General features: G+C 66.4%; 13 protein-coding genes. 8 read left to right on the plus strand and 5 right to left on the minus strand.

Annotated features, from left to right (window positions below; all coding sequences use genetic code 11):
- Positions 1 to 378 (minus strand): phosphopantetheine-binding protein (locus ACFY5D_RS16400; RefSeq protein ID WP_387532162.1); only part of this gene is annotated, 378 nt, incomplete at its 3' end.
- A 164-nt stretch (positions 379 to 542) separates the two neighbouring features.
- Positions 543 to 1,616 (minus strand): 2,3-diaminopropionate biosynthesis protein SbnA, encoded by a 1,074-nt coding sequence (gene sbnA, locus ACFY5D_RS16405; protein ID WP_387532165.1) that lies wholly within the window; start codon positions 1,614 to 1,616, stop codon positions 543 to 545.
- A 334-nt stretch (positions 1,617 to 1,950) separates the two neighbouring features.
- On the opposite strand from sbnA, the gene ACFY5D_RS16410 reads away from it, so the two are divergent.
- A complete protein-coding gene (locus ACFY5D_RS16410) occupies positions 1,951 to 2,136 on the plus strand; it encodes a hypothetical protein (RefSeq protein WP_387532168.1) in 186 nt (61 codons plus the stop codon).
- 1,086 nt (positions 2,137 to 3,222) lie between these two features.
- On the opposite strand, the gene ACFY5D_RS16415 is transcribed toward ACFY5D_RS16410, so the two are convergent.
- From ACFY5D_RS16415 to ACFY5D_RS16425, 3 genes are all read right to left on the minus strand, one after another.
- Positions 3,223 to 3,744, minus strand: a complete 522-nt coding sequence (locus ACFY5D_RS16415; RefSeq protein ID WP_387532171.1) for a transposase — start codon at positions 3,742 to 3,744, stop codon at positions 3,223 to 3,225.
- 119 nt (positions 3,745 to 3,863) lie between these two features.
- Complete coding sequence (locus ACFY5D_RS16420; protein WP_387532174.1) at positions 3,864 to 4,577, minus strand: response regulator; 714 nt, start codon at positions 4,575 to 4,577, stop codon at positions 3,864 to 3,866.
- A gap of 93 nt (positions 4,578 to 4,670) precedes the next feature.
- Entirely contained in the window at positions 4,671 to 6,362 is a 1,692-nt protein-coding gene (locus ACFY5D_RS16425) for an ATP-binding protein (protein ID WP_387532177.1), read from the minus strand.
- Positions 6,363 to 6,535: 173 nt separating this feature from the next.
- Between ACFY5D_RS16425 and ACFY5D_RS16430 the strand changes: the two genes are divergently transcribed.
- The 7 genes from ACFY5D_RS16430 (at position 6,536) to cmk (ending at position 13,431) form a co-directional block, all read left to right on the plus strand.
- Positions 6,536 to 7,852: a cation:dicarboxylate symporter family transporter gene (locus ACFY5D_RS16430; RefSeq protein WP_387532179.1), complete on the plus strand. Its 1,317-nt coding sequence runs from the start codon at positions 6,536 to 6,538 to the stop codon at positions 7,850 to 7,852.
- Between the two features lie 247 nt (positions 7,853 to 8,099).
- Positions 8,100 to 8,996, plus strand: coding sequence for a ParA family protein (locus ACFY5D_RS16435; RefSeq protein WP_209996116.1), 897 nt, complete (start codon positions 8,100 to 8,102; stop codon positions 8,994 to 8,996).
- Positions 8,996 to 9,907, plus strand: coding sequence for a segregation and condensation protein A (locus tag ACFY5D_RS16440; protein ID WP_387532183.1), 912 nt, complete (start codon positions 8,996 to 8,998; stop codon positions 9,905 to 9,907). Before ACFY5D_RS16435 ends, ACFY5D_RS16440 begins: the two co-directional genes overlap by 1 nt.
- Positions 9,904 to 10,551, plus strand: coding sequence for an SMC-Scp complex subunit ScpB (scpB, locus tag ACFY5D_RS16445; RefSeq protein WP_387532186.1), 648 nt, complete (start codon positions 9,904 to 9,906; stop codon positions 10,549 to 10,551). Before ACFY5D_RS16440 ends, scpB begins: the two co-directional genes overlap by 4 nt.
- A gap of 36 nt (positions 10,552 to 10,587) precedes the next feature.
- Positions 10,588 to 11,655, plus strand: coding sequence for a pseudouridine synthase (locus ACFY5D_RS16450; protein ID WP_387532189.1), 1,068 nt, complete (start codon positions 10,588 to 10,590; stop codon positions 11,653 to 11,655).
- Positions 11,656 to 11,662: 7 nt separating this feature from the next.
- On the plus strand, positions 11,663 to 12,766 hold the full coding sequence (locus tag ACFY5D_RS16455; RefSeq protein WP_387532192.1) for a prephenate dehydrogenase: 1,104 nt from the start codon (positions 11,663 to 11,665) through the stop codon (positions 12,764 to 12,766).
- On the plus strand, positions 12,766 to 13,431 hold the full coding sequence (gene cmk, locus ACFY5D_RS16460; protein ID WP_387532195.1) for a (d)CMP kinase: 666 nt from the start codon (positions 12,766 to 12,768) through the stop codon (positions 13,429 to 13,431). The genes ACFY5D_RS16455 and cmk overlap by 1 nt, the downstream gene beginning before the upstream one ends.
- Positions 13,432 to 13,531: the final 100 nt, after the last annotated feature.

Genomic DNA, 13,531 nt, shown 5'->3' on the forward strand with positions numbered 1-13,531 from the left:
GTGCTGGTAGATGTCCTTGATGGACACCGCCGGCAGGTCCGGCTGCTTGCGCACCCTTGCGCAGAACTTGGCCATCACCAGCGAGTCCGCGCCCAGCTCCTGGAAGAAATCAGCGCCCACCGGGACCTGCTCGATGCCGAGCACGCCGGCGAGAATCTCGGCCAGCCGGCCCTGCACGGGCGACTCCGCCGGTTCCGCCGGTGCCAAGGCCGCGGCCAGGGCTGCGATTGACGGGTGCTGGTAGATGTCCTTGATGGACACCGCCGGCAGGTCCGGCTGCTTGCGCACCCTTGCGCAGAACTTGGCCATCACCAGCGAGTCCGCGCCCAATTCGTAGAAGAAGTTGGCGTCCACGGGGACGTCGTCCTTCTTCACCACCGATGCGAGAAGATCCGCTAGCCGGCGCTCCAAAGCAGCGCCTGCACCCGTGGCAGGCGCTGCTGGAGAGTCGTTCCCGGCCGGAGCCGTAGGTGCCGCCAGAGTCGGGGGAATCGTCGGAATCGTGGGACACTGTGACGCTGGCGGCGTGTCGACGGACTTGTTCACTGCGCGAGCCTTCTTAGTGAGGCAGTGGCCACGGAATCAGTCATCGGGGCGGCTGCCGGAAGTTGTGGCCCCGAGACCGGGTCGGACTGCAGGCCGGGGTCTGCCGTAGAGCCCGCGCTTGCGAGCATTTCGGCCCCGAAGTGGTCGAGCACCCAGCCGGGCTGGTAGACGGTGTCCAGGTACGGGCGGCCCATGTCGGGCGAGATGGCCACCGCGGTGACGTCCTGGGCGTGGTGGTCGGCGAGCCATGTCATGGCGCCATGGACCACGGTCCCGGTGGACCCTCCGAGCAGCAACCCGCCCGCGGCCAGACGGTGGCAGGCGCGCACTGTGTCCAGCTCCTTGACGAACACCACGTCGTCGAGCAAGGACTCGTCAAGCTGGGGCGGCCGCACGCTCATGCCGAGGCCGGGGATCAGCCGGCGCGCCGGCGGGCCGCCGAAGGAGACCGATCCGACGGCATCGACCGCGACGATCCGAACGTCGGGGCGATACTTACGGAAGTACCGCGCGCAACCCATGAGGGTGCCCGTAGTGCCGGCTCCGACGAACAGAACATCGAGGTCGGGGAATTCGGCGGCGATTTCGGGGGCGGTCCAACGGTAGTGCGAGCCCCAGTTGCCGGGGTTGACGTACTGGTTGAGCCAGACGTACCGCTCGTCGGACGCGCACAGTTCCCGGACGTGGTTGAGCCTAGCGCCAAGGAACCCGTCGACGGGATCCGGTTCGGCGACCAGGTCAACCTGTGCCCCGAGCGACTCCATCAGCTGCCGGGTCGTCTGATTGCAGTTCGGATCGACCACGCACACAAAGCGGTATCCCTTGCTGGCAGCGATCATGCTGAGCGCGACACCGAGGTTGCCCGACGAGGACTCCACGAGCGTGGAGCCGGGCCCGATCAGCCCCTCCCGCTCGGCGCGCTCGACCATCTCCCGCGCGGGCTTGAGCTTGATCGAGCCGGCGAAGTTGAACCCCTCGATCTTCAGGTAGAGGCGGCGGCCCAGCACCCCTTCCAGATCGACGAATAGGCTCTGCTCGTTGAACAGGTGCGGATCCTTGATGATCGTCATGATCTCCCTCGTTCTCCTGCCATGAGCTTGGCCAGGGTCGCCAGGGAATGGCGGTTTGGATCAGTGAGCATCGCGTTACTCCCCAAGCACCCCATGAAGCTGCACGTTTGCGAATGCCTTCACAGTGGACCCCGACATGTCTCAAGTCAATATGCTTGCCAAATAGTTATCGCGGTGTTATCCCGCCATTATCGGCACAGAATGAACTGCCAATTTGCCCGCATTTGTCGGTCTTGACAAGGTGCCTTCGTTCTTCCGGAAAGTGGTCGAAAGGTGCCTTCGTTCTTCCGGGAAATGGCCGAAAATTTTCCGCAGCCCTTCCTGACATGACGGGGTGGACTGGCCGACTAGCATTCCCTCCGGATACAACGAAGCCGGGGGACAATGTGAGACTGACGGCCTCGGCGAGTCCATTGCCTCGACATATTGGCAGCGCGCCTGGACGGAGGACTTCCTGGGGGCTTTCGAAGGCAACGAGCGCAACCGGCAGGAAACGGTCCTTGCCATGTTTGAAAACTAGTTGCCGACGTGTTCTTCACCGGGAATTACAGCAACCCCGGGTTGGGGCTGGAAACGCAATGTGCTCGAACCTGTCAAGCACGGCGACGTCTCGGAGATGAAGTGCCAGCACGGCAGCTGCAGGTCCGTCCTGGACAAGACAGCGTAGGCCGTCCAGAACCGAGGACTTCGGGGCACGCCGAGCCGCTCCCGCGGGCCGGCACCAGATCAGACCGGTGGTTGCGGCGGTTTTCCTGTGGGCGGATTTCTTGATCTGCCATGTCTTGTCTTTTACGAACCGAGCCATGGCCGGGTGGAGTCTATCGTTCCACCCTTGGCCCCATCAGTGACAGCCGACCCAACGAACCTCACTCAGGCGGTGCACATGGCTGCTGACATCAATGCAGAAAATTCCTGAAAATGACACACGGCATTACTTCCCCAGAGCGAGTTCTAGACGCCATCAGTTACGGGAATGGCAGCTAGTGCTGTGTCAGGAAACCTTTGCCCGTTTCATGGTTTCGGCCAGGGGATGACCTTGCGCAGCCGGGGGTCGGTGGTGTGGCGACCTATCATGCTGGATTGCTCGCGGTGGCTTGGGTGGTCGGTTTCGTTCAGGGCAAATCAGCGCAGGGCGGTGAACTGGGGTTCGATCCGGTTCAGCCATGAGCCGCAGAAGGGCACGTAGGCGAGTTCGCCGTTGTTTGCCGCGGCCCAGGCCCCGGATCCAGGTGTCCACCCCGGTGGATTGGTGCGGGCAGTAGTTGTCCATGATGATGGCGATTCGTCGGGAGAGTGGGCGCAAGTAGCGCATGAAGGCCAGAAACTCGGTCCTGCGATTGTGAATCTTGACGTGCCCGTAGAGCCGGTCGGAGGACATGTCATAGCTTGCGAGCAGGTGCCGAACCGCGTGCGGGCGTTTGAAGGTGGCCCTGCGCCGTCGCCGTCGCGGGGTACCTTGATTGCCGGTTGCTTGTTGCTGGTTCCCGGGGCGGTCGGCGCCCATTGGTGACCGGGGTGGGGCTGGAGGTTCAGGGGCCCGCATTCGTCCATGCAGATCACCACGTCCGGGTCGCCCTCACCTGGTTCGGCCCTGCCTTCGGAGACCTCATGGAGGTGAAGGGCGCGGTTCTTCTTTTCCTCGTACTGGGGGTCGGTTCTTCTTTTTCACGTTTTGATGGCTTGGGAAGGAGACGCCCTCGTTGCGCAACAGCACGCGCAGGCCCTCATTGGAAATCTCGTCAACCACCCCCTGGTCCGCCAGGTAGCCAGCCAGTTTCGACAGGCTCCAGGCGGAAAACGGCAGGCAGTGGTCGGCGGGACGCCCAAGGGCGATCCTGGTGATCTCTTCGCGCTGCGCCTCGGTGAATTTCGCAGGACGCCCGCCCGCGTAGCGGGGATGCAGCGAGTCCAATCCGTCGGTGTTGAAGTTGTGCAGCACGTCGCGGACCCTGTCCGGGCTGGTGAACGCGACCTGCGCGATCATTGCCACGTCCAGGCCCTGGGCCGAGAGCAAGACCATCTGCGCCCGCCTCCAGGTCACCACCGGGCCCGAACCGCGCCGGACCATCTGCAACAGACGGGCATCCTCGTCGTTTTCAAGTTCTCGTACCACCACGCGGTGTGACATCGAAGCCTCCTGGAGAGAGGGGAAACCCGCATATCCAGCCTGCGGCCAACCCACCGCGTACGCAACGGGAACCGACCCCACCCGTATCGCCAAGGAAGCAAACCTTACAAGCCGCGGTACTAGATCTTCGGTCGCCAGCGGTACTCGTACTCGGGGCGTCCGCGGGTGCCGTGGCGTGGCGCCTTGGAGGCCTGGTTCGTTTCCGCCAGGTGTTCCAGATAGCGCCGCGCCGTCACGCGTGAAAGGTCAAGGACCTCCGAAACTTCCGTGGCGGAAAGGGCGGTTTCGGTGGACCGAAGCGTTTCGCCGATGGCCGCCAGTGTTTCGGCGATCAGGCCCTTGGGCAGGGGCGCGGGGCCGACGGAGCGCAGCGCGGCAAACGCGTTGTCGATGGAGGCCTGCGACGCGGCAGTCCCGGCGGTGCCCAGATTCAGCCGGAACTCGCGGTAGTTGGAAAGCTTCTCGCTGAACGCCGCAAAGCTGAATGGCTTGATCAGGTACTGCGTCACCCCGGTGGCGATGGCCGTGCGCACCACGTTCAGGTCGCGGATCGCGGTGATGGCGATGATGTCGACGGTGTCGCCCTTGCCGCGCACACGCCGCGCGACATCCAGCCCGTGCAGGTCCGGGAGGTTCATGTCCAGTAGCACCAGATCGATGGGCGTTCCCTCGGCAGTGGCCCGGCTCAGCTCCGCGAAGGCCTCCGCGCCGTTGTGGGCGATCGCGTGCACGACGAAGCCCGGAACACGGGAGACGAAACTGGCATGCGCCGAGGCGGTGGTGGGTTCGTCGTCCACCACCAGGACGCGGAGCGGTCTGTTCGGGGTATCCATGGCCGCGTGCGGGTCCTTTCCGTTCACTGGGTTCTGGTTCTGGTTCGAGGGCCGGTCGCCGGGCCGAGGGGCGTTGGAGCCCAGCGCACCATTCTAGTGCCGATAGCCAAGACCGCCCGGGGGCGGCAGGGGGATGGTGACGGTGAAGATCGCGCCGGCATCGTTGTCCACGTCCAGGGTGCCGCCGAGCCTGGCCACGGCCTGGCGGACCAGCGCCAGGCCGAGCCCGCGCGGACCGCTTCCCGGGACGACGGCCTTGGAGGAAACACCCATCCGGAAGAATTCCTCGATCAGGTCGGTGTCCAGCCCCGGCCCCGAGTCGGCGATCGAAATGACCACGGATTCCTCGTCGGCCGCGAAATCCGCCCACACCCGGCGGAGCTCGGAGCCGGCCGCCGCGTCGAAGGCGTTGTCCAGCAGGTTGCCGGTGATGGTCACCAGGTCCCGGGCGTCCAAAGCCCCGGCTGGCAGGGACCCGGAGGCGCTCAGGGTCAGCGTGATGCCGCGTTCGTGCGCCTGGGCCGCCTTTCCCACCAGCAACGAGGTCAGGTAGGGCTCGTCGATGGCCTGCACGAACTCGTCGGTCAGGCGCTGCGACTCCTGGCGGTCCGCCACGGCGAAGTCCAGGGCCTCGCGTTCCCGGCCGAGCTCGATGAGCGTGGCGATGGTGTGCAGGCGGTTTGCGTGTTCGTGGGTCTGGGCCCGCAGCGCCTCGGCGAGCGTCGTCATCGACTCCAGCTCGCCGGTCAGCGCCTGGACCTCGGTGCGGTCCCGCAGCGTGGCGACGGTGCCCAGTGACGATTCGACGGCCTTGCGGCGCAGCGGCCAGGGAACGCGCGCCGACTCGATGGCGTCCGGTTGTTCGGCCCGTTGCTGCGAGATGACCAGCACCCGGTTGTTGGTCAGGTGGATCTCGTCGGTGGCCCGGCGGCCGGAGGCAAAGAGCCCGGCCACGGTTTCGGGCAGGCCGATCCTGTCCACCGGCAGCGGGCGCAGGGTTCCGGCGGGAGGGAGTCCCAACAGCCTGGCCGCCTGGTCGTTGTAGAGCACCAGGCGTCCCTTGGCGTCCACCAGCACCAGGCCCTCGCGCACCGAGTGCAGGGCGGAGAAGTAGTAGGCGTAGAGCCTGCGAAGCTCCTCCGGCCCGTAGCCGAGGGTGGCGCGGCGCAGGTAGCGGCTGAGCGCGTAGGCAAAGAGCGCACCGAGCCCCAGCGCGAGGGCGCCGGCGCCGATGATCGCCGGAACCGTCGCCGCCTGGGCGAGGCTGAGGTTCTGCAGCGTCACGCCCACGGCAACCAACGCGGTGATCCTGCCCTCCGCGTTGCGGACCGGGACGATCGCGCGCACGGACTCGCCCAGGGTGCCGCGGTAGTCCTCCACGTGGCTTTGCCCGGCCAGCGCCTGGGCCACGCTGCCCACGTAGGGCTTGCCCACCTCGCCGGGATTCGGGTGCGTGTAGCGCGTTCGGTCGGTGCCCATGATGGTGACGAAGTCGACCGCCGCGGTGCCCACCACCGAATCGGCGAAGGGCTGCAGCTTTTGCGAGGGATCTGGCAGTTCCACCGCGGACACCACGAACGGGTCGTGGGCCAGGGTCTCGGCCACCGAGAGCACCCGCTTGGCGGAGAAGCCGTGGGTCTGGGATCGGACGTTGACGTAACTGGCGGCGCTGATCAACAGCACCACGAGGGTCACCAGGCCGATCTGTGCCGCCAGGATCCGTGCGGCCAGCGAGAGCGAGCCGGGGGACCGGCCGGCGGGCGACGCCCGTTGAACTCGTGGCATGGCCACCTCCTTGATCTGCTCCATTAACGCACGTCCGCGGATTTCGGTGATGCCCGGCCGTGAACAATATGAACACAAGCGAGATCCCCGTCACGTGTGGCAGCACCATGGAAGTAGTCCGGGACCCCCTCCAGGTACCCGCAGCCCCGAAACACTTCCAAAGGAGTCAGCGCATGGCAACGAAGCCAGCATCGACAGGCGTTCTTGAGCCGGAACCGACCACCCCGGAGGCACCGCCGGCCAAGAAGGACCGCACGCACTGGCTCTACATCATGGTGATCGTCGCCGTGGTGGCCGGTGCGACGATCGGCCTGGTCGCCCCGGAGCTCGGCAAGGCCCTGAAGCCGCTGGGGAGCGGGTTCGTCGCGCTGATCAAGATGATCATCGCCCCGGTCATCTTCTGCACCATCGTCTTGGGCATCGGCTCGATCGCCAAGGCCGCCACGGTCGGCAAGGTCGGCGGCCTGGCGCTGCTGTACTTCATCACCATGTCCACCTTTGCGCTGGCCATCGGACTGGTCGTGGGCAACCTGATCCACCCGGGCTCCGGCCTGAAGCTCCAGCCCTACGAGGGTGCCGCGGGCGGCACCGAGAACGCCACCGTGAAGTTCCTGCTGGAACTGATCCCGGGCGACATCCCGGTGCTGCCGACGCTCGTGCTGGCCCTCTTCGTGGGCTTCGCGCTGCAGTCCATGGGCAAGAGCGGCGAACCGGTGCTGGGCGCCATCAAGCACATCCAGGCCGTCGTCTTCCGCATCATGATGATGATCATGTGGGCCGCCCCGATCGGCGCCTTCGGTGCCATCGCCGCCGTGGTCGGCGCCACCGGCTGGGCCGCCATCGGCTCCATGGCGATCCTCATGGGCGCCTTCTACGCCACCTGCGCGCTGTTCATCGTGGTGGTCCTCGGTTCGCTGCTGCGCGCCGTCACCGGCCTGAACATCTTCCAGTTGCTCAGGTACCTGGGCCGCGAATACCTGCTGATCTTCTCGACGTCGTCGTCCGAATCGGCGCTGCCGCGGCTGATCGCCAAGATGGAACACGCCGGCGTTTCCAAGCCCGTCGTTGGCATCACGGTGCCGACCGGCTACTCCTTCAACCTCGACGGCACCGCCATCTACCTGACCATGAGCGCGCTGTTCGTCTCCACCGCGATGGGCATGCCGATGAACATCGGCGAGCAGATCTCCCTGCTGGTCTTCATGATCGTCGCCTCGAAGGGCGCCGCAGGCGTCACCGGCGCCGGCCTGGCCACGCTGGCAGCCGGCCTGCAGTCGCACCGCCCGGAACTGCTTGACGGCATGGGCGTGATCGTGGGCATCGACAAGTTCATGTCCGAGGCCCGCGCGCTGACCAACTTCACCGGCAACGCCGTGGCCACCCTGCTGATCGGCAAATGGACCAGGGAGATCGACATGGACCAGGCCCGCGCGGTGCTGGCGGGGGATCGCCCCTTCGACGAGCTCTCGCTGACCGAAAACGGCCACTGACCGGCACCCGGCGCCCATCGCCGGGCCGCAATCTACAGTCATCGCGTTCACTTCGGTGGGCGCGATGGCTGTACGGTTTAACGCCGGAGCCGGTTTGAAAGCGACCGGCATCCTAAACCTTGGACTTCAGCTTTAAGGTAAAGGCTCGCCGTGAGCGGGCCAAGGTGTCCGTGGCGCACCGGCGCAACCGATACCCTTAAGGCGATAGTCATCAATTCCCACAACGAACGGAAGCGTGGTTAATACCGTGAGCGAGGAACAGGGCAGCAAGCCCCGGGGCGTAGGACTGCTCAAGGAACCGACCCCCCTGGGTCCCACGGGTCGCCCGCAGACGGATTTCCCCGAGCCGGGATCCCTGGATTCCCATGGTCCGGCCCGCGTCATCGCCATGGTGAACCAGAAGGGCGGGGTCGGCAAGACGACCTCCACCATCAACCTTGCCGCGGCACTGGCCGAGTACGGCCGCAAGGTCCTGCTTGTCGACTTCGACCCGCAGGGAGCGCTCTCCGCCGGCTTTGGCACCAACCCGCACGAACTCGACGTCACCGTCTACAACGTGCTGATGGACCGCAAGACCGACATCCGCGACGCGATCATCACCACCGACGTCCCGAACGTCGACCTGCTGCCGGCCAACATCGACCTGTCTGCCGCCGAGGTCCAGCTGGTCAACGAGGTGGCCCGCGAGCAGGTGCTTGAACGCGCCCTGCGTTCGGTGACCGACGACTACGACATCGTGCTGATCGACTGCCAGCCCTCGCTGGGCCTGCTCACGGTCAACGCGCTGACCGCCGCGCACGGCGTGATCATCCCGCTCACCGCCGAGTTCTTCGCCCTGCGCGCCGTGGCGCTGCTGGTCGAGACCATCGAAAAGGTGCAGGACCGGCTCAACCCGGCCCTGCAGATCGACGGCGTGCTGGCCACCATGTACGACCCGCGCACCCTGCACGGACGCGAAGTCGTGGGCCGCCTGGTGGAAGCCTTCGGGGACACGGTCTTCGAGACGGTCATCCGTCGCACCATCAAGTTCGCCGACGCCAACGTCGCCGCCGAACCCATCACCACCTATGCAACAAACCACCCGGGTGCAGAGGCCTACCGCCAGCTGGCCAAGGAACTGATTTCCCGTGGCGGCGCCCCGTAATGACGGCAACCGCCGTCCTGCCAGCCACCGTGCCGACCGTCGAAGACGACTCGGCCGGTGGCTTTCGGGTTCAGCTGGAAAACTTTTCCGGGCCCTTCGACCTGCTGCTCTCGCTGATCGCCAAGCGCGAGCTGGACATCACCCAGATCGCGATGGCCGAGGTGACCGACGACTTCATCGGCTACCTGAAGGTCCTGCAAACCAGGCCCGGTTCCAAGGCGCTGGATGAAACCACCGAGTTCCTCGTCGTCGCCTCGACCCTGCTGGATTTGAAGGCCGCGCGCCTGCTGCCCCGCAACGAAAACGACAATGACGAAGACATGGCGCTGTTGGAGGCCCGCGACCTGCTCTTCGCCCGCCTGCTGCAGTACAAGGCCTTCAAGCACGCGGCCGGGTGGATCTCCGAGCGGCTCGAGGACGAGGCCGAAAGCTTCCCGCGCCAGGCCGGTCTCGAGGCGCACTTCGCCGCGCTGCTGCCGGATCTGGTCTTCAAGACGACGCCGGAGATGCTCGCGCAGTTGGCGCTGACCGCGCTGGCCCCCAAGGAAGAAGCGGCGCCGGCCGAGGTCGGCGTGGCACACCTGCACGGGGGAGCGGTGAGCGTGCGCGAACAGGCGGGCATCCTGGCCCTCATGCTGCAGGAGAGCCAGACGCTCAGCTTCACCGAGCTCACCGCGGACGCCGACAGCCACCTGGTGGTCGTGGCAAGGTTCCTGGCGCTGCTGGAGATGTACAGGGAGCGGGTCGTTTCGTTCTCGCAAAATGCGCCCTTGGACACATTGCAGGTGACCTGGTCCGAAACTGCGGAGGACTGGAACGCGGTGACCCTGAGCGAAGAATACGAGGCCGCGGTGCCCGATGGGGCCGCAGCCACATCACCAACAACCAGCGAGGGGGAGCCCGAGGCATGAGCGAGACAAACACCGGGGTTCCGGCGCCGGCGTCACCGGAACGGGCGGTGCCGACTGCCGATGCAACGGGCGCGGCCGTCGACGATTTGCCCGGCGGGCTTGCCGCGGGCATCGAATCCATTCTCATGGTCATCGACGAGCCGGTCGGGGCCGGGCGTCTGGCCGAGGTGCTGGAGGTCAGTGAGGAACGCGTCACAGCGGCCCTTCACGGGCTTCGGGCACAGTATGATGGAGGGGATACACCGCGCGGTTTTGAGCTGCGCGAATTGGCCGGAGGATGGCGCATCTTCTCCCGACGTGATTTTGCTCCCTTTGTTTCACGCTTCGTCATCGACGGCCAAACGGCAAGACTAACCCAGGCTGCCCTGGAGACTTTGGCAGTAATCGCCTACCGGCAACCCGTTTCACGCGGGAGGGTCGCGGCGATTCGTGGGGTTAATGTCGATTCAGTGGTGCGCACGTTACTCACGCGCGGACTGATCCACGAGGCACCCGATGAGGGTGAAAGTGGTGCCACGTTGTATCAGACCACCTCGTATTTTCTGGAAAGATTGGGGCTGGGCAGCGTTTCGGAGCTACCCATGCTTTCCCCGCATCTCCCAGGAGTGGGCGACATTGACGAATTTGACGTTGATTTGCCCTAGCAATTCGGCGAACCACGAAACAACATAAGGACAGACATGACCCAGGGATCGCGCTCAGGCCGCGGCAACCAGCGCCCACAAGGCTCCGGCTCCGGCAATGGCCGAGGCCGAGGAGCAGCCGGCGCAGGCCGCTCGAACTCCAACCCTCGCTCGGGCTCCGAACGCGGCGGCGAATCCACCTCGGGTTCATGGTCCAAGACCCACGGCGGCCCCAAGCAGGGCAAAAAGCCGGGAACCGGCGGCTCCGGCGCCAAGAAGTACACGGGCCCGAAGGCCTTCGGCAAGGAGCGCTTCGGCCAGAACCTCGGCCCGGTCAAGGCCGACCGTCCCAACAAGCCGACCCAGCGCGAGCGCGCCCAGGCCGCACACTCGGATCTCGAGGGCGTGCGCCTGCAGAAGGTCATGGCCAACGCCGGCGTGGCGTCCCGCCGAGTCTGCGAGGAAATGATTGCCGGTGGCCGCGTTGAGGTCAACGGCGCTCTGGTCGTCGAGCCGGGCGTCCGCATCGACCCGGAGCGCGACACCGTGCACGTGGACGGCATGCGCCTGCAGCTGAACGAGGAGATGAAGTACTTCGTCTTCAACAAGCCGCGCAACGTCGTCTCCACCATGGAGGACCCGGAAGGCCGCAAGTGCATTTCCGACTTCATCCGCAAGCAGGGCCAGCAGCGACTCTTCCACGTCGGACGCCTTGACTTCCAGACCGAGGGCCTGCTGATCCTCACCAACGACGGCGAGATGGCCAACCGCCTGTCGCACCCGTCCTACGAGGTCCCCAAGACCTACCTGGTGCAGGTCCGCGGCCCGATGGCCAACGGCATCGGCGCCCAAATGAAGAAGGGCATCAAGCTCGAAGACGGCTGGGCTTCCGTGGACTCCTTCCGCCTGATCGACTCGACCCCGGGCTACCTGCTCATCGAGGTCGTCCTGCACTCCGGACGCAACCGCATCGTGCGCCGCCTCTTTGACGCGGTCGGCCACCCGGTGACCCGCCTGGTGCGCGTCCAGGTCGGCCCGATCCGCCTGGGCGACCAGAAGCAGGGCACCATCCGCCCCCTGGGCAACCAGGAAGTCGGACACCTGCTCGCACTGGTGGGGATGTAACAAGACGATGCCCACCACGCACCTGGCCGGACCAATCCTGGTCATCGGGACCGGGCTGCTGGGCACCAGCGTTGGGCTGGGGCTTAGTCAGCGCGGCCTGAACGTTTGGCTTTCCGACCCCTCGCCCAGCGCGCAGACCGTGGCGCAGGACATCGGCGCGGGCACCATCCTCACCCCCGGGCGCCCCCTGGCCCCGGAGCTGGTGGTGGTTGGCGCCCCGCCGGACGTCTCGGCGCAGGTCGTCGTGCAGGCACTGCTTGACTACCCGATGGCCACCGTGGTGGACATCGCCAGCGTCAAGGAGTCGATCCTCGAGGCCGTGCGTGCGGACCCGCGCATCACCGATGCGCACCTGGCCCGCTACGTGGGCACCCACCCGATGGCGGGGCGCGAGAAGTCGGGCCCGGCCGCGGCGCGCGGCGAGCTTTTCACCTCGATGCCGTGGGTGGTGTGTGCGCACACCGGATCCCGCGGGGAATCGCTGAAGACCGCCGAGGCCCTGGCCATCGACCTGGGCGCGACGGTGTCGCGGATGAACGCTCAGGACCACGATTCGTCCGTCGCGTTGATCTCCCACTTCCCGCAGGTCGCCTCCTCGTTGATCGCCTCGCGGCTGATGAACGCGCCGGGGCATTCGCTCGCGCTGGCCGGCAACGGGCTGCGCGACACCACGCGGATCGCGGCCAGCGACCCGAAGCTGTGGATCCAGATCCTCAGCCACAACGCCAATGCGCTGGTGCCCATCCTGCGCGGCATGCACGAGGACCTCGAACGCCTGATCGGCACCCTCGAGGACCCGACGGCACCCGGCGCGCTGCTGGACCTCGCCCAGCTGATGGCCGAGGGCAACGCCGGACAGGCCCGGATCCCGGGCAAGCACGGCGCGCCCCCGCAGGCCTTTGCCCTGGTCACCATCGTGGTGCAGGACAGGCCGGGCCAGGTGGCCAAGTTGCTGGTGGACATCGGTGATGCGGGCATCAACGTCGAGGACGTGCGCGTCGAGCACTCGGCCGGCCACCAGGTGGGCCTTGTCGATGTCTCGGTGATCCCGGGCCGTCGCGAAGAATTGATCACAGTGCTCAGCGCACTTGGCTGGAAGGTAGTGCAGTAGTGCAGAAAATCGTGGTTGCCGTCGACGGCCCCTCGGGCAGCGGCAAATCCTCGGTCTCCAAGGAGGCCGCGCGCCGGCTGGAGGCCGCGTACCTGGACACCGGTGCCATGTACCGCGCGGTGACCTGGCACGCCCTTGACGCCGGCACCGACCTGACCGACGCGGAGGCCGTTGCCGCCGCCGTGAAGGCGGCGGACCTGTTCATCTCCACCGACCCGGACGTCGAGCTGGTCAAGATCCACGGCACCGACGTGACCGAGGCGATCCGCGAGCCGTTCGTCTCGGCGGCCGTCTCCGCCGTGGCCACCAACCTGGAGGCCCGCAAGGAGCTTGTGGCGCGCCAGCGCGCCATCATCCAGGCGCACGACCGCATTGTCGCCGAGGGACGGGACATCACCACCGTGGTGGCCCCGGACGCCGACGCACGCATCCTGCTCACCGCCTCGGAGGAGGCGCGCCTGCGCCGCCGCGGCATCCAGCTGGGCGGCACGCAGTCCGCGGCCGAGCTGGAGGCGCAGGTCCTGGCGCGCGATGCCAAGGACTCGACGGTCGTGAACTTCCAGGTCGCGGCCGACGGCGTCGCAACCGTGGATTCCTCGGATCTCGACTTCGAGGAAACCGTCACCGCGGTGCTTGCAGCCATTTCGGCGCAGGCCCGCTCGTAGAACCCCACCCCGTCCGGGGGTTTCCCGGGCCGCTTCCCCGCACCGGCCAAAGCGCCGATGCGGGGCACATGCTTAAATGGATACTGGCTTCCGCGTTTGG

The organism is Paeniglutamicibacter sp. NPDC012692 (genome assembly GCF_042901625.1).
Lineage (GTDB): Bacteria > Actinomycetota > Actinomycetes > Actinomycetales > Micrococcaceae > Paeniglutamicibacter.

Coding starts and splice junctions, on each gene's coding strand:
- sbnA (WP_387532165.1), bottom strand. CDS start 1,616: ATGACGATCATCAAGGATCCGCACCTGTTCAACGAGCAGAGCCTATTC.
- ACFY5D_RS16415 (WP_387532171.1), bottom strand. CDS start 3,744: ATGTCACACCGCGTGGTGGTACGAGAACTTGAAAACGACGAGGATGCC.
- ACFY5D_RS16420 (WP_387532174.1), bottom strand. CDS start 4,577: ATGGATACCCCGAACAGACCGCTCCGCGTCCTGGTGGTGGACGACGAA.
- ACFY5D_RS16425 (WP_387532177.1), bottom strand. CDS start 6,362: ATGCCACGAGTTCAACGGGCGTCGCCCGCCGGCCGGTCCCCCGGCTCG.
- ACFY5D_RS16430 (WP_387532179.1), top strand. CDS start 6,536: ATGGCAACGAAGCCAGCATCGACAGGCGTTCTTGAGCCGGAACCGACC.
- ACFY5D_RS16440 (WP_387532183.1), top strand. CDS start 8,996: ATGACGGCAACCGCCGTCCTGCCAGCCACCGTGCCGACCGTCGAAGAC.
- scpB (WP_387532186.1), top strand. CDS start 9,904: ATGAGCGAGACAAACACCGGGGTTCCGGCGCCGGCGTCACCGGAACGG.
- ACFY5D_RS16450 (WP_387532189.1), top strand. CDS start 10,588: ATGACCCAGGGATCGCGCTCAGGCCGCGGCAACCAGCGCCCACAAGGC.
- ACFY5D_RS16455 (WP_387532192.1), top strand. CDS start 11,663: ATGCCCACCACGCACCTGGCCGGACCAATCCTGGTCATCGGGACCGGG.